This is a genomic window from Cohnella xylanilytica (genome assembly GCF_014212175.1).
GTDB classification, from domain to species: domain Bacteria; phylum Bacillota; class Bacilli; order Paenibacillales; family Paenibacillaceae; genus Cohnella; species Cohnella xylanilytica.
This window is the reverse complement of sequence record NZ_JACJVR010000052.1, coordinates 102,920-124,495: the sequence shown is the minus strand read 5'-3', so window position 1 is coordinate 124,495 and position 21,576 is coordinate 102,920. Positions and strand designations below refer to the sequence as shown.

Annotated in this window: 20 protein-coding genes, 1 tRNA gene and 1 riboswitch; of the genes, 13 read left to right on the top strand and 8 right to left on the bottom strand. The window is 63.0% G+C overall.

Annotation, left to right across the window (positions count from 1 at the left end; all coding sequences use genetic code 11):
* Complete coding sequence (locus H7B90_RS13540) at window positions 1-1,329, bottom strand: spore germination protein (protein ID WP_185136411.1); 1,329 nt, start codon at window positions 1,327-1,329, stop codon at window positions 1-3.
* Window positions 1,330-1,505: 176 nt separating this feature from the next.
* Here H7B90_RS13540 and rph point away from each other — a divergent pair, with 176 nt between their 5' ends.
* The 7 genes from rph to H7B90_RS13505 all read left to right on the top strand — a co-directional run bounded on the left by rph (window position 1,506) and on the right by H7B90_RS13505 (window position 10,407).
* Entirely contained in the window at window positions 1,506-2,252 is a 747-nt protein-coding gene (gene rph, locus H7B90_RS13535) for a ribonuclease PH (protein ID WP_185136410.1), read from the top strand.
* Complete coding sequence (locus H7B90_RS13530) at window positions 2,249-2,899, top strand: non-canonical purine NTP pyrophosphatase (protein WP_185136409.1); 651 nt, start codon at window positions 2,249-2,251, stop codon at window positions 2,897-2,899. Before rph ends, H7B90_RS13530 begins: the two co-directional genes overlap by 4 nt.
* 274 nt (window positions 2,900-3,173) lie before the next feature.
* Window positions 3,174-4,037, top strand: a complete 864-nt coding sequence (locus tag H7B90_RS13525; protein ID WP_185136443.1) for an ABC transporter permease — start codon at window positions 3,174-3,176, stop codon at window positions 4,035-4,037.
* Between the two features lie 34 nt (window positions 4,038-4,071).
* Window positions 4,072-4,968: a carbohydrate ABC transporter permease gene (locus H7B90_RS13520; protein ID WP_185136408.1), complete on the top strand. Its 897-nt coding sequence runs from the start codon at window positions 4,072-4,074 to the stop codon at window positions 4,966-4,968.
* A gap of 77 nt (window positions 4,969-5,045) precedes the next feature.
* Window positions 5,046-6,749, top strand: coding sequence for a type 2 periplasmic-binding domain-containing protein (locus tag H7B90_RS13515; protein WP_260411011.1), 1,704 nt, complete (start codon window positions 5,046-5,048; stop codon window positions 6,747-6,749).
* Between the two features lie 62 nt (window positions 6,750-6,811).
* On the top strand, window positions 6,812-8,431 hold the full coding sequence (locus H7B90_RS13510; protein ID WP_260411009.1) for a response regulator transcription factor: 1,620 nt from the start codon (window positions 6,812-6,814) through the stop codon (window positions 8,429-8,431).
* A gap of 164 nt (window positions 8,432-8,595) precedes the next feature.
* Complete coding sequence (locus H7B90_RS13505) at window positions 8,596-10,407, top strand: cache domain-containing sensor histidine kinase (RefSeq protein WP_260411008.1); 1,812 nt, start codon at window positions 8,596-8,598, stop codon at window positions 10,405-10,407.
* Between the two features lie 84 nt (window positions 10,408-10,491).
* Here H7B90_RS13505 and asnB read toward each other — a convergent pair whose 3' ends face one another.
* Window positions 10,492-12,345, bottom strand: a complete 1,854-nt coding sequence (gene asnB, locus H7B90_RS13500) for an asparagine synthase (glutamine-hydrolyzing) (protein ID WP_185136407.1) — start codon at window positions 12,343-12,345, stop codon at window positions 10,492-10,494.
* A gap of 203 nt (window positions 12,346-12,548) precedes the next feature.
* Here asnB and H7B90_RS13495 point away from each other — a divergent pair, with 203 nt between their 5' ends.
* The 5 genes from H7B90_RS13495 to H7B90_RS13475 all read left to right on the top strand — a co-directional run bounded on the left by H7B90_RS13495 (window position 12,549) and on the right by H7B90_RS13475 (window position 16,012).
* Entirely contained in the window at window positions 12,549-12,902 is a 354-nt protein-coding gene (locus H7B90_RS13495) for a hypothetical protein (RefSeq protein WP_185136406.1), read from the top strand.
* A gap of 18 nt (window positions 12,903-12,920) precedes the next feature.
* Window positions 12,921-13,283, top strand: a complete 363-nt coding sequence (locus H7B90_RS13490; RefSeq protein WP_185136405.1) for a hypothetical protein — start codon at window positions 12,921-12,923, stop codon at window positions 13,281-13,283.
* Window positions 13,273-13,410: a hypothetical protein gene (locus tag H7B90_RS13485; RefSeq protein WP_185136404.1), complete on the top strand. Its 138-nt coding sequence runs from the start codon at window positions 13,273-13,275 to the stop codon at window positions 13,408-13,410. Before H7B90_RS13490 ends, H7B90_RS13485 begins: the two co-directional genes overlap by 11 nt.
* Before the next feature lie 347 nt (window positions 13,411-13,757).
* Window positions 13,758-14,939 carry a BMP family ABC transporter substrate-binding protein gene (locus H7B90_RS13480; protein WP_185136403.1) on the top strand — a complete coding sequence of 394 codons (1,182 nt, stop codon included), beginning with the start codon at window positions 13,758-13,760 and terminating at the stop codon, window positions 14,937-14,939.
* An 89-nt stretch (window positions 14,940-15,028) separates the two neighbouring features.
* On the top strand, window positions 15,029-16,012 hold the full coding sequence (locus H7B90_RS13475; RefSeq protein ID WP_185136402.1) for an aromatic ring-hydroxylating dioxygenase subunit alpha: 984 nt from the start codon (window positions 15,029-15,031) through the stop codon (window positions 16,010-16,012).
* A gap of 54 nt (window positions 16,013-16,066) precedes the next feature.
* Here the strand turns inward: H7B90_RS13475 and H7B90_RS13470 are convergent, their stop codons facing one another.
* The 6 genes from H7B90_RS13470 to H7B90_RS13445 all read right to left on the bottom strand — a co-directional run bounded on the left by H7B90_RS13470 (window position 16,067) and on the right by H7B90_RS13445 (window position 18,981).
* Window positions 16,067-16,897 (bottom strand): YihY/virulence factor BrkB family protein, encoded by an 831-nt coding sequence (locus tag H7B90_RS13470; RefSeq protein WP_185136401.1) that lies wholly within the window; start codon window positions 16,895-16,897, stop codon window positions 16,067-16,069.
* Window positions 16,898-16,957: 60 nt separating this feature from the next.
* A complete protein-coding gene (locus H7B90_RS13465; protein WP_185136400.1) occupies window positions 16,958-17,383 on the bottom strand; it encodes an EamA family transporter in 426 nt (141 codons plus the stop codon).
* Window positions 17,380-17,784 carry a potassium channel family protein gene (locus H7B90_RS13460; protein WP_185136399.1) on the bottom strand — a complete coding sequence of 135 codons (405 nt, stop codon included), beginning with the start codon at window positions 17,782-17,784 and terminating at the stop codon, window positions 17,380-17,382. The genes H7B90_RS13465 and H7B90_RS13460 overlap by 4 nt, the downstream gene beginning before the upstream one ends.
* Before the next feature lie 84 nt (window positions 17,785-17,868).
* Entirely contained in the window at window positions 17,869-18,102 is a 234-nt protein-coding gene (locus H7B90_RS13455) for an alpha/beta-type small acid-soluble spore protein (protein ID WP_185136398.1), read from the bottom strand.
* Window positions 18,103-18,272: 170 nt separating this feature from the next.
* Window positions 18,273-18,349 (bottom strand) — tRNA-Arg (locus H7B90_RS13450).
* Between the two features lie 71 nt (window positions 18,350-18,420).
* Window positions 18,421-18,981: a GNAT family N-acetyltransferase gene (locus tag H7B90_RS13445; RefSeq protein WP_185136397.1), complete on the bottom strand. Its 561-nt coding sequence runs from the start codon at window positions 18,979-18,981 to the stop codon at window positions 18,421-18,423.
* A 124-nt stretch (window positions 18,982-19,105) separates the two neighbouring features.
* A riboswitch (cobalamin riboswitch) is annotated at window positions 19,106-19,309 on the top strand.
* A gap of 180 nt (window positions 19,310-19,489) precedes the next feature.
* Between H7B90_RS13445 and cobJ the strand changes: the two genes are divergently transcribed.
* On the top strand, window positions 19,490-21,421 hold the full coding sequence (cobJ, locus tag H7B90_RS13440) for a precorrin-3B C(17)-methyltransferase (protein WP_185136396.1): 1,932 nt from the start codon (window positions 19,490-19,492) through the stop codon (window positions 21,419-21,421).
* Window positions 21,422-21,576: the final 155 nt, after the last annotated feature.

Sequence of the window (21,576 nt, the reverse complement as noted above, 5' to 3'; positions counted from 1 at the left end):
TCAGGCCCCCGATTTCTTCTGGGATTGCTCGTCGCTCGGCAGGAACAGGGCCAGGTAAGGCTGGCCGAAGCTTCGCAGGTGGCACAGATAGACGATGATGAGGAACATCGTCACGATAACTCCGACCATCCCGTAGAAAATGGCGGCGACGACGAACACGTACTTCATCGCCCGGATCGAGTAGCTGAACGAGCTGTTCGGGATGACGAAGTTGGAGATGGCGACGACGGACGTGACGATGATCATGATGCTGCTGACGAGGCCGGCCTGCTGGGCGGCCTGCCCGAGAATGAGGCCTCCCACGGTCGCGGCGGTCGAACCGACGAACCGGGGGAGCCGAATGCTCGCCTCGATGAGAGCTTCGATCATGAACAGCATGATGAACACTTCTACAAAGGAAGGATAAGGCACCGCGGCCCGGCTGCCGTCGATCGAGAACGCCAGCTGCACGCGGACGAATTCCGGATTGTAGGAAGCGACCGCGATATACAGGGCGGGCAGCGTCATCGAGAGCAGCATCCCGATATAGCGGAACAAAATGATGACCCGTCCCATCCAGAACGGCTCGTAATCGTCGTCCATCGCATGCATGAAGTCGAAGAACCGGACGGGCATGGCGACGGCGAAGCGGCTGCCGTCGACGAGAATGGCGATCTTGCCCCGCTGCAGGAATTGGGCGACCCGGTCCGGGCGTTCGGACTGAATGGTATTCGGGAACATGCTGAAGCGCGCGTTGCCGAGGAGCATGCCGAGCTGACCGGCCGCCTGCAGCAGCTTCGTATGGACGGTGTCCAACCGCTTCTTCAGCTCTTCCAGCGAGTTGAGATCGACCTTGTCCCGGTCGTACAGGATGTTCAGACGCGTCTTGGACACGTCGCCCTTCTCCAGCTTCTCGATCGTCAGCGTCGGAACGTTGTACCGCAGCCGGATGAGGTACGTGTTCATGTCCAGATCCTCGGTCATCGCCGATTGCGGGCCTTGCAGGGACGCTTCCACTTCGGTGTCTTCCGGCTGCTGCTGCATCTTGCGGATGGCGGCGAACGAATAGACCCGGTCCTCGTACTTGATCAGGGCGCAGCCCTTGAGCAGCATGCCGACCCATTCCTCCGGATCGGGCGCGTCGATGAAGCAGACGTCGGCCTTCAGCATCCGCTTGAACTCGTCGGGATCGAACCGGTAGGAGAACGGGACGAGAATTCCGTCCTTCACCTGCTTGATGTCGCACATGCTGGGGAAAAAGCAGAACTCCATCTTGGTAAAGCCGTTGTCCATCGTCTCGGCCACCAAGTCCGCCGGCGCGCCCAGCTTCTTCTTGATCTCGTCCAGCATCGCGGATGCTCCTCCTTCCATGCTGCAATCCCGCTTAGATTGTCCAGCCGCAGGCAATTTATACCGGAAGTGGAAGGCTAGGCTGCGATGCGGCGGAGGCTCGGATGCTTTTCGGTTAAGTCTCTGTTAAAATAGGAGGGATTTACCGAAGACCGAATCGTTCAGGAGGACTAACCATGAGATCCGACGGAAGGCAGCCGAGCGAACTAAGGCCGTTCGCCGTAACGCTTCATCCCAATAAATACGCGGAAGGCTCCGTGCTCATCGAGATGGGCGACACCAAGGTGCTGTGCACCGCCACGATAGACGAGAAGGTGCCTCCGTTCCTCAAGGGGCAGGGGAAGGGCTGGGTCACGGCCGAATATTCGATGCTCCCCCGGGCGACCCAGACCCGCAACCAGCGCGAGTCGATCAAGGGCAAGCTGGGCGGCCGGACGATGGAGATCCAGCGGCTGATCGGCCGCGCTCTCCGGTCCGTGGTCAACCTGGAAGCGCTCGGCGAGCGGACGATCACGCTCGACTGCGACGTGCTCCAGGCGGACGGCGGAACCCGCACGACCTCCATCACGGGAGCGTTCATCGCGCTCGCTCTCGCCGTACATAAGCTATCCGTCGCGGGCAAGCTCGCGAGGTACCCGTTGACCGACTATCTCGCTTCGGTGAGCGTCGGCGTCCTGGGCGGCCAGGCGCTGCTGGACCTCAATTACGAGGAGGATTCGAAGGCGAAGGTCGACATGAACGTCGTCATGACGGGCGGCGGAGCCTTCGTGGAGGTGCAGGGAACCGGCGAGGAATCCCCGTTCAGCCGGGACGAGATGAACCGGATGCTGGAGCTCGCCGAAGCGGGAATCGGCCGGCTCGTCGCCCTGCAGAAGGAAGCGCTGGGAGAAGCCGGCGCCCGGATCGGGGGGAACCCGGCATGATCCGCGGCGGAGAGACGTTATTGATCGCGACCCGCAACAAGGGCAAGACGAAGGAATTCCGCGAAGCGTTCGCGGCGCTGGGCGTCCAGGTGAAGGACTTGAACGAAGTGCCCGGCGTCCCCGACATCGAGGAGACCGGGGACACGTTCGCGGCCAATGCGCTCATCAAGGCGAAGGCGGCGTCGGAGGCGACCGGGCTGCCGGCGCTGGCCGACGACTCCGGCCTCTGCGTCGACGCGCTGGGCGGAGCTCCCGGCGTCTATTCCGCCCGCTACGCGGGCGAAGGAGCCGGCGACGCGGCGAACAACGCGAAGCTGCTGCGGGAGCTCGCGGCGCTCGGGGAGCCGCCGGCGGACCTGCCGTCGCCGGAAGGCCTGCCCGGCGCCCGGCTGCTCAGCCGCGCCCGGTTCGTCTGCTCGCTCGTCCTGTACGAGCCGCGGACGGGGGAGCAGATCGTCGCCGAAGGCGCCGCGGAAGGCTTCATCGCGGATACGGCCAGCGGCTCGGGCGGCTTCGGGTACGACCCGCTGTTCTACCTGCCCGAGTTCGGCCGTTCGATGGCCGACATCTCCGTGGCCGAGAAGAACCGGATCAGCCACCGCGGCAAGGCGCTGCGTCTTCTGCTGGAGAAGCTGGAGGGAGTCTGACCGTCCCTCCTTCAATAACTTGTGAACACCCTACGAATCCGTTAAGGACGAGTAGGGTGTTTTTTTGTAACGCTTGCGTTGCAAAGTATCATATTTCGTTGCTCAGGCAAATTTTAACGGCGCTTACAACCCGCTACACTTAGAAGCGTCAAGATCAAACGCACGAGCAGGAGGGATCGAGGTGGAGCCGCTAACCGCGCGGACGAGGACGGCGGGCAAGAGCGGAGCCGGCGGCGCGATCGTCCGGTTCCTGAGGCAGTGGGACATCCAACTGATGGTGTGGCCCGGGATCGTTCTTATTTTCATCTTCCACTACATACCGATGTACGGCATTCTGACCGCCTTCAAGGATTACAACATTCTGAAGGGCTTCGCGGCCAGTCCTTGGGTCGGCTTCAAGCACTTCGAAGCGTTCTTCTCGAGCCCCGACTTCGGCCGGGTCATGCGCAACACGATCGTCATCGCGCTGCTGAAGCTGCTGGTCGGCTTCCCCGCGCCGATCGTCCTCGCGCTCATGCTCAGCGAGGTCCGGCACGGCTTGTTCAAGCGGATCGTGCAGAGCGTGACGTATTTGCCCTACTTCCTGTCCTGGGTCATCGTCTCGGGCATCGTCATCTCGGTTCTGTCGGTCGACAACGGAACGGTCAACATGGTTCTTCAAGGCGCCGGGCTCGCGGACGAGCCGATCAACTTCCTCTCCGTTCCCGAATACTTCTGGGCGATTCTCATCTCCTCGAACGTGTGGAAGGACGTCGGCTTCGGGTCGATCGTGTTCCTGGCCGCCATCGCGGGCATCGACCCCCATCTGTACGAAGCGGCGGAGATGGACGGGGCGGGCAAGCTGAAGCAGGCGTTCCTCATCACGCTGCCGTCGATCATGCCGGTCGTCGTCATCTTCCTGATCCTCGCCATCGGCAACCTGCTGAACGCCGGCTTCGAAGACATTCTGCTGCTCGCGAAGAACCCGCTGCTGTGGAGAGTGTCGGACGTGCTCGACACGTACGTGTACCGGATCGGGATCGAGAACATGCGCTATTCCTTCGCGACCGCGATCGGCCTGTTCAAGGCGGTCGTCAGCGTGTTGCTGCTCGCGATCGCGAACCAGCTGGCCCGCCGGTCCGGCAACAGCCTGTGGTAGCGGGCGAAGACGATAGGGGGAGGACGAATCCGGTATGCGCCGATTAAGCGCGGGCGACCGCACGCTTCTGATCGTGAACTATACGCTGCTTGCGCTGTTCACCTTCTCGACGTTCTATCCGTTCTGGAACGCCTTGGTCATCTCGTTCAACACCGGGCAGGATACGTCCCTCGGCGGAGTGACGTTCTGGCCGCGGGCGTTCACGACGGAGAACTACGACATCATCTTCAAGGACGACCGGCTGCTGAACGCGTTCGGCATCTCCGTCGCCCGAACCGTCGTCGGCACGTTCGCCTCGGTGCTCGCCACGGCGGTCTTCTCGTACGGAATGACGCTGCCGGGGCTGATGGGGCGGAAGTTTTACATGATTTTCTGCATGATCACGATGTACTTCGGAGGCGGACTCATTCCGACGTACCTGCTCATCCGCGACATCGGCCTCATGAATTCCTTCTGGGTCTACATCGTCCCCGTGCTGATCAACGTCTGGAACATGATCATCTTCCGCACGTTTTTCAAGTCTCTGCCCGAGGGACTTCAAGAAGCGGCCAAGATCGACGGGGCGGGCCATTGGGGCACGCTGCTGCGGGTCGTGCTGCCGCTCTCCGGGCCGGTCGTCGCCACTCTCTCGCTGTTCACGGCGGTCGCGCAATGGAACGAATGGTTCTACGCGAGCATCTACATCCAGAACGAGAAGCTGCTGCCCGTCCAGACGGTTCTCCGGCAGATTCTCAATTCGAACATCGTGACCGAGAACGTCTCCGCCCTCGACGCGGGAGCCCAAGCGGCGCTCGGCAAGATGCAGAAGGTGACGAGCAAGTCGCTCTCGATGGCCGTCATGATGGTGGCCACGCTGCCGATCGTCTGCGTCTACCCGTTCGTGCAGAAGCACTTCGTCAAGGGCGTGCTCGTCGGCTCGCTCAAGGAATAAGCGATTTTTATCCCCGGGTGTAGAGCATTTTGCTTGAACCATAAATTATACTTCATTCAGAGAGGGGCAATACGAGGATGAGAAAGAAGAAGAGCGCTATGCTCGGATCGGCCGCGGGAGCGTTCCTGCTGGCTTCGGTGCTCGCCGGCTGTTCCGGAGGGGGCGACGGCGGCAAGGGCGCCGAAGGCTCCGCTTCCGCATCGCCTTCCCCGAGCGCCAGCCCGTCGGCTTCCGCCTCGGAGCCGGCGTCGGACCGGTACGAGCTCGGCAAGGAACCGCTTACGCTCTCCCTGTACGGCCATTACGACTGGTACGCGGCTCCCCCTTGGGGCGAAGACGCGGCCACGAAGTGGATCAAGGAGAACAAGAAGCTGACGATCGACTTCATTCAATCCGGCGGCGACGCGAAGTCGAAGCTGAGCGTCATGATGGGAAGCAAGCAGCTGCCGGACATCATCTGGATGGACCGCGGCTCTCCGGAATACGAGATGCTGCGCCAGGCCGACATGCTCGTGCCGATGGACGATTATCTGAAGAAATATCCGAATCTTCAGAAGTACCTGACGCCGGAGACCGCGAACCTGCTGCGCGCGGACGACGGCAAGCTGTACCAGTTCCCGAACTGGTACACGAACAAGGATAAGCCGAACGGGAACGCGGGGTATGTCATCAACAAGAAAATTTACGAAGAGCTCGGCTCGCCGAAGCTGGAGACGACGGACGATCTGTACGACTACCTGAAGCAGGTGAAGGCGAAGTACGGCGGCAACATCATCCCCTTCGAGCCGGAGCTTGCGATCGACGGCCAAGGCCTCGACGTCCTGTACTCCGCGTTCGGCGAGAACGCGCTGAACCGCTGGGTCGGCAACCGCGCCGTTCCGCAGGGCGACAAGATGACGTCCGTGTTCAAGGATCCGGTCTACCGCGAATCGATGCAGTACGCCTCCAAGCTGTTCCGCGAGAAGCTGATGACGCAGGACGCCATGACGCAGACGCGAGACCAGGTCATCGAGAAGGTGAACAACGGCAAGGTGGCCGTGTACGCCTCCTCCAGCCCGACGGACATCGCGGCCAAGGGCCAGGAGCTGCTCGCGGCGAAGGACCCGAGCGCCGGCTACTTCATGATCTGGCCGATCGCGAAGCCGGGGCTCGATCGGAACAAGATTTTCCCGGGCACGTACGCGACCCTCGGCTGGAACGTCGCCGTCATCACCAAGTCGGCGAAGAACCCGGAAGCGGCGTTCGCGGCGCTCGACTGGATGACGGGGCCGGAAGGCATGAGCGTGCTGAACTGGGGACCTCCCGGCCTGTACTGGGAAGGCACCGAAGCGGACGGCATCACGCCGAAGTTCAAGGATTCGTACTGGCAGGACGCGAAGGGGCTGGCCGAGCTGCAGGCCGTCACGAACAACCTGATCTTCGTCGGCAACACGGTGTTCACCGACCTGACGAAGGGCAAGTACGAGGCGACGCTAAAGGACGAGCAGCGCAGCTGGACGATGAAGTGGCAGTACGACATCACGTGGAAGACCCAGGCCGACGCGACGGAATACGCGAACCTGAGCCCCGCCAAGGACAGCCCGGAAGGCATCATCCAGACGGCGGTGGAGGACATCTGGGACGAGTCGAGGGCGCAGGCGCTGTACGCGAAGAGCGACGAAGAGGTGCTCAAGATTCTCGACAAGGCGCACGACGACGCGATGGCCGTCGGCTACCAGAAGCTGCTCGACTACCAGACCGAGCGTTGGCACCGCAACCAGAAGATCATGAAGGGCGAGTAAGGCCGAGCAAGCGCGAGTCATCATTCCTTTAATAGAGAAGGGCAAGGAGAGGATACTTCGGTATGCTCTCCTTTGCCATCGGCGGAAGGGAGATCGGCGATATGTACAAGGTGCTGCTGGCGGACGACGAAATGCTCGACCTGGAGGGGATGAAGACGTTCATTCCGTGGCCGGAGCTCGGGCTCGAGGTGGCGGCCGCCGTGAACAGCGGGTTCGAGGCGTGCGAGGTGCTGGACCGGGAGGGGATCGACATTCTCGTGACCGACATCCGCATGCCGAACATGTCGGGTCTCGAGCTCGCGAAGCGGGCCCGGGAGAAGCGGCGCGGCCTTAGGGTCGTCTTCGTGAGCGGGCACCGCGACTTCCAATACGCCAAGCAGGCGATGGAGCTGAACGCCGGCGGCTACGTGCTCAAGCCGATGGACGACCGGGAATTCATCGAGACGCTGATCCGGGTAAGGGAAGAGCTCGATTCCGAGAAGCGCCGTCAGGAGAAGGAGGAATCGTATCGCCGGCTCGTGCCGTTCGTTAAGAACGAATATTTGCTCCGCCTGCTCGAGTCCGCTCCGGGCTCCGTGCCGGATTCCGCGGAAGGGCGCGGGCTGGACCGGGAGTACGGGCTCGACAGGCTCGCCCTGCCTGCGAGAGTCGCGCTGCTCGAGATCGACGACTATTCGTGGAAACTCAATCCCTTCTCGGAGACGGAGCGCCGGGCGCTCATGAACCGGTACGACGAGGCGCTGATCTCTTATCTCGAGGAGATAAGCATCGAGCACGTCTGCCGGGTCGCGAATCGCCGGACCGCCTGCCTGCTCGGCTCGGACGCCGATCCGGCCGCGCTGGAGGCGTTGATCTCCCGGATCGCGTCGTCGTTCCCGTTCACGGTCACGGCCGGGCTCGGCCGTCCGGCCCCGGGGTTGTCCGGCCTGCACGCCTCGTACCGGGAAGCGGGCGAAGCGCTCGAGCGGAAGATGCTGCGGGGCAAAGGGCGGGTGATCGAATACGCGGAAGGCGGAGGCTCCGACCTGGAGGACCTAAGAGGCCTGGACGCCAGCCTGGAAGGGATGCTGCGCGCGATCGTCCGGTACGACCTCGTCCGGGTTCACGACGAGCTGTCCGCCGTATTCGGCCTCGCCTCCCGGCTCGGCTCGAAGATTACGATCCAGCGGTTCGCCATGTATGCGGTCATGAAGCTGAGCGAGCAGCTGAAGGGGATGAACGAGGATCTGTACGGCCTCCTCGGCCTCGAGTTCAAGAACCTCGACATCCTGCTTCAGTTCGAGACGATCGAAGAGATCGAGGGCTGGATGAGGCGCAAGGCGTTCGAGCTGTCCGAGATTCTGCAGGCGAAGAAGCAGTCGAGGAACGGCAAGCTGATCGAGAGCGTCATCGGGCGCGCGAAGGAGCGGCTGCAGGGCAGCATTACGCTCCGCGAGCTGGCGGAGACGTTCGGCTTCTCCCCGAACCATCTCGGGCAGCTGTTCAAGGAAGAGACGGGGCGCAACTTCAGCGATTACGTCATCCAGCTGCGGATGGAGGAGGCCCAGCGGCTGCTGAAGGACACCTGCCTCAAAATTTACGAGGTGGCGGACCGGGTCGGCTACCGGTACCTGCCCTACTTCAGCCGCCAGTTCCGCGAGACGACCGGCATGACTCCGCTCGAATACCGCAGGCGGCAATAAGAGGAGAGAGAGCAAAGGGCGAGGAGCGGGGAACGGGGAACGGGGATTAGGGTGATAGGAACAGGGAGCAAGGAGCTGGGAGCAGGGAGCAGGGAATAAGGATCTGGGATCAGGGAACCAAGACCAGAGCGTCGAGATAAAGCGCCGGAGAGGAGATTCGCCCCATGCCGCAGCCGCCAGCCCATCAACGGCCGTACTTGTCCGTCGGCTACAAGCTCATGCTGTCCTACGCCGTCCTGATCATGGTGCCGGTGCTGCTCGTCGGCTCGATCGCCAACTCGGTGTTCGTCGGCTCGCTCCGCGAGCAGACCCGCGTCAACATCCAGGGGACGCTTCGCCAGATGACGGACAACATCGTCTACAAGATGGACGACACGCGGCGCATCTCCGACATGCTGTATTACGACAACACGCTCGGCGATCACCTCTACCATTACGAAGAAGGCTGGGTCAGCTACCAGGCGACGAAGAAATACGTGCTTCCGAAGCTGCAGACGACGATCGCGGCGACGAACCGGAAGCTGTGGCTCTCCCTCTATCTGCACAATGCCTCGTTCCGGGAGATCTACAGCAACTACGACGGAGCGGACCCGCTGACCCGGGGCAACCGGCTGTTCGACATCTACCAGATGCGGCGGATCGCGGACAAGGATTGGTACAAGCAATTCCCGAAGGAAGAGGTCGGCAAGACGATGAGATGGGTCCGGATCGAGGACGACGAGCGGTACGGACGCATCTCGCTGCTGCGGCGCCTTATCGACTTCAACCGCTACGAGCAGAGGGAGATCGGCTTCGTGCGGATCAGCGTCCGGCTGTCCGATCTGTTCGAGAGCGTCGACTACCGGAAGATCGGGGAGGGGACGACGATCTACATCGCGGACGAGACCGGGCGCGTGCTCAGCGCGTCGGGCGGGGCGGGCGCGGATGCGGACGCGGGCGCTCCGCAAGTCCGGAAGAGTTCGGCATCGGAGGAGGGAGAGCGGTTCGGGCAGGCGGAAGCGGCCGGGCACCTCGCCATTCGCCAGACGATCCCGGAGCTCGGCTGGACGATCCTCGCGCACGTCCCGACGGACATCATCGAGCGGGATTCGGCGAAGGTCCGGGTGCTGACGCTGCTCGTCTGCGCCGGCTGCTTCGCGGTGTTCGCCGTAGCCGGCGTGTTCGTCTCCCGCTTCTTCTCCCGCCGCGTCCGCAAGATCGTGTCCGTCCTGAACTCGTTCCAGGAAGGGGAGTTCCACAAGCGGATCCACTTCAAGGGCAACGACGAATTCACCCGGATCTCGTCCAGCCTGAACGAGATGGGGCAGAACATCGGGAGCCTCATCCGCGAAGTGTACTTGAAGGATCTCGAGAAGAAGGAAGCGGAGCTGACTTCGCTGCAGGCTCAGATCAACCCTCATTTTCTGTACAATACGCTCTCCTCGATCAGCCGGCTGGCCCGGTTCGGGCAGGTGGAGAAGCTCGACCGCATGGTGCGGGACCTGGCGAAGTTCTATCGGCTGTCGCTCAGCGACGGGAAGAACATCATTCCGGTCTTCGACGAGCTGGAGCAGGTGAAGGCTTATATCGACATTCAGAAAACGAAATACGGCGACCGCATGGAGGTGCTCTTCGACATCGATCCGGCCATCGTCGGCTTCCGCATCCCGAAGCTGACCGTGCAGCCGTTCGTCGAGAACGCGCTCGAGCACGCTTGGCGGGGAGACCGGATCGGCCTTCGCATCGCCGGCCGCCTCGAAGGCAAGACGATCTCGCTCTCGGTCATCGACGACGGGGTCGGGTTCCATCCGGACACGGTGAAGGATATATTCGGCTCCGCGGACAACGCGAAGGCCGGTTACGGCATCCGCAACGTCGACCAGCGGATCAAGCTGTACTTCGGCCGGCAGTACGGCGTGACGATCGCGAGCCGGCCGGGCATCGGGGCGGCGGTGAGGATCGCGTTCCCGGCGACGAAGCTGAAGGAGGGCGCTTGAGGCGACCGGAATCGGCCGGGACGTCCGGACTTGCCGGGCAAGGCGAAGACGCCTCCGCCCGATCGGATGGAGGCGCCCTTACGGCTACACGATCCGCACTTTGTACCGCCGCAGCCAGAAGTCGAATTGCAGCAGGTAGGCGAACAGCTGCGGCGCGGACATGAGCTGGCCGAACCACGGAAGATGGGAGCGGGCGTCCGCCGATCTGGCGAGTTCGCGGATCTTGGCGACGTCGATGAGCGGAAGCAGCGGCGAGGAGGAATCGTCCAGCCGCTCCAGCAGCCTGCTCCGGACGGCGTTCAGGTAGCCCGGATTGTGGGTTTTCGGATACGGGCTCTTCTTCCGGTACAGGACGTCGTGCGGCAGCACGCCCTCGAGCGACTTGCGGAGAATGCCCTTCTCGCGGTCTCCGGCCATCTTCAGCTCCCACGGGATGTTGAACACGTACTGCACAAGCCGGTGGTCGCAATACGGCACCCGGACCTCCAGGCCGACGGCCATGCTCATCCGGTCCTTGCGGTCCAGCAGCGTCGGCATGAAGCGCGTGACGTTCAGGTACGACATCCGGCGCATCCGGCGGGCGGCTTCGTCTTCCCCGGGAAGCTCGGGCACCTCGGCGAGCGCCTGGGCGTACCGGTCGGCCAAATAGTCGCGGGGACGAATCTTCTCCCTCAGTTCCGCCGACAGAACGCTCTCCCTCAGCTCGGGGGCGAGCGACCACGGGAACGTGTTCGCTTCGAGCGCCTCCTTCCGGTGGAACCAAGGATAGCCGCCGAAGATCTCGTCGGCCGCTTCTCCCGAGATCGCGACGGTCACGTTCTTCTTGATCTCCCGGCAGAACAGATACAAGGAAGCGTCGATGTCCGCCATCCCCGGCGAGTCCTTCGCCAGCACGGCGGCTTCGAGCGCGTTCGCGAGCTCCGGCGTATCGAATTGGATCGGGTGGTGCTTCGTGTCCAGGTATTCCTGCATCCGCTTGATCCACGGCGCGTCGGAGTTCGGCTGGAAGTCGTGCGCCGTGAAGTATTTGTCGTTGTCCACGTAATCGACGGAGAACGTGCTCACCTGGCCTTGGCCGGTCCGTCCGTAATAGCGGACGGCGAGCGAAGTGAGGGCGCTGGAGTCGAGCCCGCCGGACAGCAGCGTCCCGACCGGAACGTCGGAGACGAGCTGCCGCTCCAGCGTATCCGCGAGCAGCGCCCCGACCGTCTCCGCCGTCGTCTTCTCGTCGTCCTCGTGGGGCCGGCTCTCCAGCTTCCAGTAGGCGGACGTGCGAAGCCCGTCGCGGTCGTACGTCAGGAAGTGCCCCGGCTTCAGCTCGGACATTCCCTTCCAGACGCCATGCCCCGGCGTGCGCGCCGGTCCGATGACGAACAGCTCGGCGAGCCCTTCCCCGTCGATCTCCGGCTCGACGTCCGGGTGGGCCAGAATCGCCTTCGGCTCCGAGCCGAACAGCAGGCGGCCTTCCTCGCGCCGGTAGAACAGAGGCTTGACGCCGAGCCTGTCGCGGGCCATGAACAGACGCTCCTCCGCCGTCTCCCAGATCGCGAAGGCGAAGATGCCGTTGAACCGGTCCAGGCAGGCCGCTCCCCATTCCACGTACGCGAGCAGCAGCACCTCCGTATCGCAAGTCGTGCGGAACGCGTGGCCGAGTCCTTCCAGCTCCTTGCGCAGCTCCGCCGCGTTGTACAGCTCCCCGTTGTAGACGAGAACGACATCCTGGTCCTCGGCCCTCTTGGCCGGACGAACCATCGGCTGCGCCCCGCCGATCGGATCGATGACGCTCAGGCGGCGGTGCCCGAAGGCGCAATGCCGCGACAGCCACGTCCCGGACGCGTCCGGTCCGCGCAGCTCCATCGTCTCCGTCATTTTCTCCACGATATCGGCTTGCTTCGTCAAGTCCTCCCGCCAATCAATCCATCCCGTAATTCCGCACATATCTATTCCTCCCTACGGATTTGCAGCGAATCTTGCCGCGGTCGGTCATCGCGCGTGTCGCGGACATATTCAAACCCTGATAAACGTCCCGGATTCACCATATTCCGTTCGGCGGCGTTTTGACTCTGGCGGCCTGGGCGAATTTCCGGGGCCGGCCGCGGCGGTGCCGACATAAGAACGGGATGGGGGGGAGATTATAGGGGATGGACGACCTGGGAGCGTCGAGGGCCAAGGAGGGATGGAACATCGGGGACGACCGCAAAACGTATTACGTAGCCGTAGGAGCGGGGCAGATTCTGGAAGACAAGGAGGCCGCCCCCTTCGAATTCGCCATTCGCGCCAACGAGGAGGAGCTGAACAAGCTCCAGGAGAAGTTCGAGGAGCTGTCCAGCGCGGACGAAGCGGCCGCCATGCACTTCAGCGGATGGTTGAGCTCGTCGGACGAGCGGGCCAACGAAGAGTACGCCGGGCAATTGAAGGGCGTGTACGGCCTGCTGTACGAGCTGGGAACGGAAGAGACGAAGCGCCATATCGAAGAACATCATTTTCTCGACTGACAAGGGGGACGGAGCGTCATGATGACGATTCGGCACGCGGCGTTCCGCCGGATCCTGGATCGGGGCAGCGGAAGGTACGCCGAGGTCGAGGTGGAGACGGACCATAGCCGCAGCCCGCATCTGCTCGCGTATTTCCGGTCGGAGGGCGGCGGGCGCTACCAACTCGTGCGGGTCATCGCGAACGACGCGGACACGGAGGCGGATTGGTTCGACAACAGCCTGCATTCGGCGTACGAGGACGTGACGACCCGGATGTTCGCGGGACCGAACCACGGCGCGGCCGAAGACCGGGTCGAGTTCGGCCGCCGGCTCGTCGAGTACGGCGACATTCGGGAGCAGTTGGATCGACATTTGAAGGGGGTTCCGCCGAATGGGCGATAAATTCAAGAAGAACAAGGGCAACATGTACGCCAAGCGGGGAGAGGAATTCGCGGAGCAGACGATCAAGACGAGCCAGAGCGAAGTCCATCCCGCCCAGAACGCGCCGGCGACGCCGCACAACCGCTAAGATCGCGGGGCGGCTGGCCGCGGTTTATCGGAAGCCCCTTCCGGAGCTAGAGCCGGGAGGGGCTTCTTTGTCGCGCTTAAGGGCGGACATCTGCGTGCCGCTCGCGGCCCGCCGCCTCCGTTATGACGCGCGCCAGATCTCGGAGTCGAGAGGCAGTCATCGCCCGCGAGGATGGCAAAAAAAGTATCGCATATAAGCATCCTGCACAATGAAAACGACTCAAAATGGGTGGAAAACCGAAACCAAGTCATATTTATTGACGTGAATCAGACTATCGAAGTATCTTCAATCTAATTCGCGACATTTAGCGTAAGATAATCTATCGTATTCATCAGGGGGACGAGAAAATGAGAAAAGCCTGGCTGTCCTTATCCATCGCGCTATTATTCGCGTTCGTCACCGCTTGCTCGAGCTCGAGCTCCGGCACTGGCGCCGGCTCCGGCAACGACGGCGAATCCGCTCCAGGCGGCAGCCCGAGCGGATCCGCGCCGGCGACGGAGGCGGCATCCGGCTCGACGCCGGCTTCGTCCGAGAAGAAGGTTCCTCGCGTCGGATTCGTCTACATCGGCGAGCCGGGAGACGGGGGCTGGACGTACCAGCACGACCAGGCCCGCCTCGCGCTCGAGAAGGAATTCGGCTTCAAGGCGACGGTCGTCGAGAACGTGCCGGAGGGGGCGGACGCCGAGCGCGTGTTCACGGAGCTGGCGCAGAACAACGACATTGTCATCGGGACGAGCTTCGGCTACATGGACTCGATGGTCAACGTGGCCAAGAAGTACCCGGACGTCAAGTTCCTGCACGCATCCGGCTACAAAACGGCCGACAACCTGTCGACCTTCATGGGCCGCGCCTACCAGACGTCCTATCTCGTCGGGGTGGCCGCCGGCAAGATGACGAAGAACAATCATCTCGGCTACGTAGGCGCCTACCCGATCCCGGAGGTCATCTACACGATCAACGCGTTCGCGCTGGGCGCCAAGAGCGTCAACCCCGATATCGACGTCAGCGTCGTCTGGTCGAACACGTGGTACGATCCGACCGTCGAGCGCCAAGCGGCCGAGAGCCTGCTCGACCAAGGCGTCGACGTGCTGGCGACGTACCAGGACTCCCCGGCGGGCATCCAGGCGGCGGCCGAACGAGGCAAGTTCGCCATCGGCAACGACTCGGACATGAACAAGTACGCGCCGGACCACTACATCTCCAACAACGTGTTCAACTGGCTGCCCTACTACGAGAAGAACATCAAGGATTGGATGAACGGCACCTGGAAGCCGGAGAGCTACTGGGGCTGGCTGAAGGACGGCATCGTCGACCTCGCCCCGCTCGGCAAGAGCGTGCCGCAGGACGTCAAGGATCTGGTGGGGAGCCTGAAGCAGGACATGATCGACGGCAAAATCGACGTGTTCCAAGGCCCGCTGCTCGATCAGCAAGGGAAGGAGAAGGTGCCGGCGGGACAGACGATGTCCGACGAAGACATTCTGAACATGACCTGGTTCGTCCAAGGAGTTAAAGGAACGATCCCGTCCTGATGATCCCATCCTGACCGTCCCGTCATTCGCGTCCGAACGCGTACCCGGCGAACCAACCCCATCTATCCCTGGAAAAGGAGGCAGCCCGAATGTCCAACGCGATCCGCGATCCCGCGCTGTGGGACGAATGGCACCCGGTCGCCCTGTCGGAGGAAGTGACCGACAAGCCGAAGGGCGTGCGCGTGCTCGGCGAGGGCGTCGTCGTCTTCCGGACGGCGGACGGCGTGAAGGCGATGCGCGACCTGTGCATCCACCGCGGCGTGCCGCTCTCCCTCGGCCGCGTCGAGAACGACCGGCTCGTCTGCGCGTACCACGGCTGGCAGTACGACGGAAGCGGGGCTTGCGTCTGCATCCCCGCGCTCCCGAAGGGCCAGGCGATCCCGACCAAGGCCCGGACTCCGGCGTTCGCCTGCGCGGAGAGCCTCGGCTTCGTCTGGGTCTGCCTCGGAACGCCGAAGGACCCCGAGCCGCTCTATGCGAAGCACGTCGACCCGGAGCTGATCCCGCTGCGAATGGGGCCCTATCCCGTGCAGGCGTCGGCGCCGCGGGTCGTCGAGAACTTCCTCGACGTCTCGCACCTGATGTTCGTCCACGAAGGGCTGCTCGGCGACAGCCGCTACCCCGAGATCGACGACTATTCGGTCCGGGAGGAGGACGGCGTGCTTCGCTCGGACGAGATCGTCGTCTATCAGCCCGATCCGGACGGCCGCGGGCGCGGCGTGAACAGCCGGTACGTGTACGAAGCGTTCTCGCCGACCGGCGTCCGGCTCGTCAAGCGGGCGGACGGGAGCGACGAGCTGTTCCACCTGTTCCTGTTCGTCCTGCCCGAATCGGAGACGACGTGCACCGCCTTCATGCTGCAGCTTCGCAACTACGGCGAGGACATCCCGGACGAGGTGTTCGTCGGCTTCCAGAACACGCTGCTCGAGCAGGACAAGGTTATCGTCCAGGCGCAGAAGCCGGAGCTGCTGCCGCTCGACCTGCAGGCGGAGCTGCACCTGAAGTGCGACCGCGTCGCCATCGCGTACCGGCGCAAGCTTAAGGAGCTGGGCGTCTCGTTCGGCACGGATTGACCGTCCGATACGCGAACAAGGGCCGCCCTCAACCGACCGGTTGAGGGACGGCCCTTATCGCCGTCCCCTTTTCTCCACCAGGGCGGCGTTCAGCTCTCCTCCCAGCAGCACGATGATCGAGGTGATGTACAGCCAGATCAGCAGCACGATGATGCCTCCGACGCTTCCGTACGTCTTCGAATAGTGGCCGAAGTTGTTGACGTAGAACGAGAAGAGCAGGGAGGAGACGATCCAGCCCGCGGAGGCGAAGACCGACCCCGGCATCACCTCGCGCCAAGTCAGCCTGCGGTTGGGAGTCATCCGGTACAGCAGCAGGAACACGAGGAACAACGCGAGCACGGGGACGGTGAACTGCACGACGTTCCACGTTTTCCACCAGTTGTCCGGAACGCCCAGCTTCTCGAACGCGTGCTCCTCGATCGTCTTCCCGAAGACGAGCAGCACCATGCTGACGAGAATGACGGCGGCCAGCACGAGGGTGGAGGCGAGCGCGAGGCCCCGGACCTTCCAGAACGGGCGGTTCTCCTCTTCGTCGTACGCTTTGTTGAGCCCCTTGATCATGGCGTTGACGCCGCCCGACGCCGTCCAGATCGAGCCGAGCAGGCCGAAGGAGAGCAGCGTCCCGCTCCGGTTCGAGGTCACTTCCTCGACGATGCCGCGGACCGACTCCCCCGTGTCGCTGGGAAGCAGCTTCAGCAGCATGTCCATGAGATCGTCCTGCGACAGGCGCGCGTAGCCGAGGAGGCTGAGGACGAAGATGAGGAACGGGAAAAAAGACAGAATCAAGTAGTAGGAGAGCTGGGCGCCCAGCGACGGCACGTCGTCCTCCCGGAATCTGGCGATCAGGTTCCGAAGAAGCGTCCACGCTCTGGCGGAGAGGTTCATTCGGCATCCCTCCTGGCGAACCGGATTTGCTTCGTATTACCCGGACGGGACCCGATCGATTCACTTCAGCGCGGACAGAATGGCTCCCGCCGCGATCAGGACGACCCCGATGCCGTTCAGCAGCGTGATCTTCTCCCCGAGGAACAGGAACGCGAGAACGACCGCGATCACGACGCTGAGCTTGTCGATCGGGCCGACCTGGGCGACCTTGCCGTACTTGAGCGCGAGAAAATAAAACAGCCAGCTCAGCGCCCCGGCCACGCCGCTGAGGCCGATGAACGCCAGCGCCTTGCGATGGGAGACGATCTCGCCGAGCTGGCTGAACTTGCCCTGGACCGCCACGACGACGAGCAGGAAGACGGCCATGATGACGGAGCGGGCGGCCGTCGCCGTATTGGCGTCGATGTCCTTCAGCCCGATCTTGCCGAAGATCGCCACGAGCGCCGCCGTCGCCGCCGACAGAAGCGCGTAAACGAGCCAGGTCACGAGTCCTTCCTCCTTCCCTTCGAACCTTCTTCTTCCGCGGAGTCTTCGCCGTCCGGCCCTGCGCTCCGCATCTTAGGCTTCGACGAGGAGAAGTGGATGCCCTTCCCGACATAATAGATGACCCCGAAAATAATGCCGATCCCGGCGAACGCGTAGAGAATGGTGAAGATCTTCCCGAAGACGGTATGCGGAGCGAGCTCCGCGCTGCCGACGGTCGTCAGCGTCATGACGCTGAAGAACAACGCGTCGATATAGCTGAAGCGCTCGGCCTCGTGATAGAACATCGTGCCGGACAGGAGAATGATCAGCGTCAGCGCGAACAGCGTCCGGAAGCTCTTCTCCCTGAACGCGTGAAGGAGGCCGGAGATCATTCTCTTGAGCGTCAGAACGAACGAGATCATGGCGTCTCCTCCCGGAATTCGATCGATGCGGGGGCAAAAAAATACCCGCCCGGCCGGAAGGCCGGAGCAGGCGGTTGTTCGCCGTTAGCGGAAGTTGCGGACGTTGGACGTTCCCGCGAGCTGGTGCTCGGCGATCTCGACCAGCCGTCTCGTGATGTTGCCCCCGATGCGGCCGGTGTCGCGAGTGACGACGTTGCCGTAATATCCGTCCTGAGGGATCTGGATGCCCAGCTCCTGAGCGACTTCGAACTTCAATTGCTCCAAGGCGGCGCGGGCTTGTTGGACGACGAGTTGATTGGAGTTGCGATCGTTTGCCATGTTATGCTCACCTCCTCGTTGCTCGTATTATGATTCCAACGATTTCTTTATATGCAAGAACCCGGCCGGAATAAGAAAGTTCTTCAAGCCGGGCGAACGCAAAAATCCCCGCAAGCCTGGTTCGTTCAGGCTTGCGGGGATGCTCGTTCCCTTATTATAAGGTTGGAAGCTGGCGTCCCAGGAGGGATTCGAACCCCCGACCGCACGCTTAGAAGGCGTGTGCTCTATCCAGCTGAGCTACTGGGACACAGCTTGATTATAGTAACACAGGTTGCGGCGCGGACTCAAGTACAAAATTGGCAAAATCCCGCGATCGCCTTAAAGAAATTTCGTCATGTGGCGGAAGGCGTGCCCGTTGATGCGGATACGGTTGTCCTCCTCGAAGCCCAGCTTCACGTACATCGCGTGCGCCTTGTCGTTCTCCACGTCGACGTTCAAGGCGACTTTGCGGATGCCGCTCGCGACCGCCCACTCCTCCGCGGCGGCGATCAGCTCCCGGCCGTAGCCCCGCCCCTCGAAGGCCGGAAAAACCGCGAACGCGTCGATATAAAATTCGCCGTCGTCCGCCTCGTCGTCGATCGTGAGCCACGGATCGCCGGTCATCTCCCGCAGCCGCTCGACGATGGGCCGGTACAACGCCTCCGCGTCGCTTCCGGGGTAGCACAGGATCATGCCCGCGACTTGTCCTTCCGCTATTTTCACCAGATACCGATCATAGCTGAACCGGTTGCCCGGCTCCCGGTAATAAGCTTCCAACCGGGCGAGCGCCCGCGCTTCGTCTTCCTCCCCCGTCAATTGGCCCGCGATGTCGCGGATAGCCCGGACTACGAGCTTCGCGACCGGCTCGCAGTCGGTTGGGACGGCATGTCTTACGGTCATCGGAAATCACCCTGTCTTCGTAGGAATCGTTTTCGAGTCTGCCTGGCCGGACCGTCGTCCGGATGTCTCCCCATTATAGGACAGATGGACAGCTTCGAAAAAGTAGTGTTACAATGGAACCAATTTCATAGCAAGGGATCAAGGTGCCGCATCGGTCGCGATGCGGTTAAAAGGGAAGATCGGTGAGAAGCCGACACGGACCCGCCACTGTGTAGCGCGCCAACGAAGGTTGGCTAGCCGCCCGGCACGTACGTCACTGGGAGCAATTCCCGGGAAGGCGCCGGAGGCGAAGCGAAGTCAGGAAACCTGCCTTGTTCGACAGCACTGTTACCCTACGCGGATTTAGGGAGTGTTAGAGAGCGGGCGAGGACCGCGTTACGGCCGTACGGCGTCTTCCATGAGGCGTCGCGCGTTTGCCGTCGCGCGTTCGTTTACGAGCATTTCTAACATTTCGATGTTGGAGATGCTCTTTTTTATTTTGGTTCGCGGAAGGGAGAAGGATACGGCAATGGGAGAGAGAGGGAAGCTGCTCATCGTCGGCTTCGGCCCGGGAAGCCACGAGCATCTGACGAAGCGGGCCCGGGACGCGATCGCGGAGAGCGAGGTTGTTATCGGCTACAACACGTACGTCGACCTGATCCGCGACCTGCTGACCCCGCGGCACGAGATCGTGCGGACGGGGATGACGGAGGAGGTGAGCCGGGCTCGGGAAGCGGTGCGTCAAGCGGAGTCGGGGAAAAGGGTGGCCGTCATCTCCAGCGGAGACGCGGGGGTGTACGGCATGGCCGGCCTGGTGTACGAGGTGCTGATGGGGAAGGGATGGACCCGCGAGGCAGGCGTGGAGGTCGAGGTCGTTCCAGGCATCTCGGCGATTCAATCGGTCGCCTCCCTGCTCGGCGCGCCCGTCATGCACGACGCCTGCACGATCAGCCTGAGCGACCATCTGACGCCGTGGGAGACGATCGTCCGGCGGGTGGAGGCCGCGGCCAAGGCGGACTTCGTCATCGCGCTGTACAATCCGCGCAGCGGCAGGCGGACGCGCCAGATCGTCGAGACGCGGCGCATCCTGCTCGAGCATCGCTCGCCGGACACGCCGGTCGGCATCGTGAAGAGCGCGTACCGGGACCGGGAGACCGTCGTCGTGACGACGCTCGCGGACATGCTCGGGTACGACATCGGGATGCTGACGACCGTCATTATCGGCAACTCGTCGACGACCGTGTACGACGGGCTGATGATTACGCCGCGCGGCTATCAGCGCAAGTATACGCTGGACAGCGACGTGCAGCGGCTTCGTCCGCACGAGAGGCTCCGGACGGAGGCGGAGCCTTGGTCGATGGAGGCAATGGCGCCTGTCGATGCGCCGCCAGGTACGGGAGGCCGCGGCGTTGGCGAAGGCGACGCCTGGATGGCGCGAGCGCGCGCTTCGACAAGCGCAAGAGCGGGAGAACGAGACGCGAGCGAGGACGACACGCCGCACTCGCTCGCGATGGAGGCGCTGGCGCTCGTCGACGGAAGGGCGTCTCGGGAAGGAGCGGTCGCGGTCGCGCAGGGGACCGCCGGGTTGGGCGCGGTCGCGCAGGGGAACGTCGGGTTGGGTGCGATCGTGCAGGGAAGCGTCGGGCAGGGCGCGATCATGGAGAGAAGCGTCGGGCTGGGTGCGAACATGCAGGGAACCGTCGGGCAAGGGTCGATCGGACAAGCCGCAGCCGGCCCGGTCCCGGCGGGACAGGCGTTCGTCGGGCAGGCCGTCGCCGATGCTCCGGCGGCGCCGAGGCCCGCGTTCCGGCAAGAGGCGATTCTGGAGTTCGCGGTCAGTCCCGGCGTTGCGAACAAGAAGTTCACGGCGCGCCAGATGGCGGCGCTCGGGGAGCTCGTCGGCGAGAGGGGCGAGATCGAATACACGCCCCACCATCAGCTGATCGTCCGTATCCGCGCGGACGAGCCGGAGGCGATCGCCCGGAAGCTGGCCGAGGAAGGCTTCCTGCTGTCGCCGATCGGCGACGTCGCGCAGGTGAAGGCTTGCGACTTCTGCAACCTGGAGAAGGCGGAGTCGATTCCGTACGCGGAGGAGATCCATGCGCGGGTCGGCAACCTGGCGATGCCCAAGGAGCTCAAGATCGGCTTCAACGGCTGCGGGATGGCCTGCTACGGCGCGGTCAAGGAGGACATCGGTCTCGTCTACCGAAGGGGCAAGTTCGATCTGTTCCTCGGCGCGAAAACGGTAGGGAGAAACGCCCACGCCGGCATCCCGGTCGCGGAGGGGGTCCCCCCGGAAGAGATTGCGGGGCTCGTCGAGCGGATCGTGCTGCGTTACCAGAGGGAAGGGCATCCGAACGAGCGGTTCCATAAGTTTTTCAAGCGGGTCGGGACGATCGAAGGCTACGCGTACCGCGAACCCGCCAAGATCGAGATCGAAGCGGCGGCCTGCGGCGATTGAGTCGGGCGCGGGCCGCAAGCTCGCGCCGGCTGGCCGTCTGTAACCGCCAAAATGGCGGTTGCAGCGGCACGCGAGCGGGTTTGGCTGTCTGTAACCGCCAAAATGGCGGTTGCAGCGGCGCGTGAGCGTGTTTGGCTGTCTGTAACCGCCAAAAT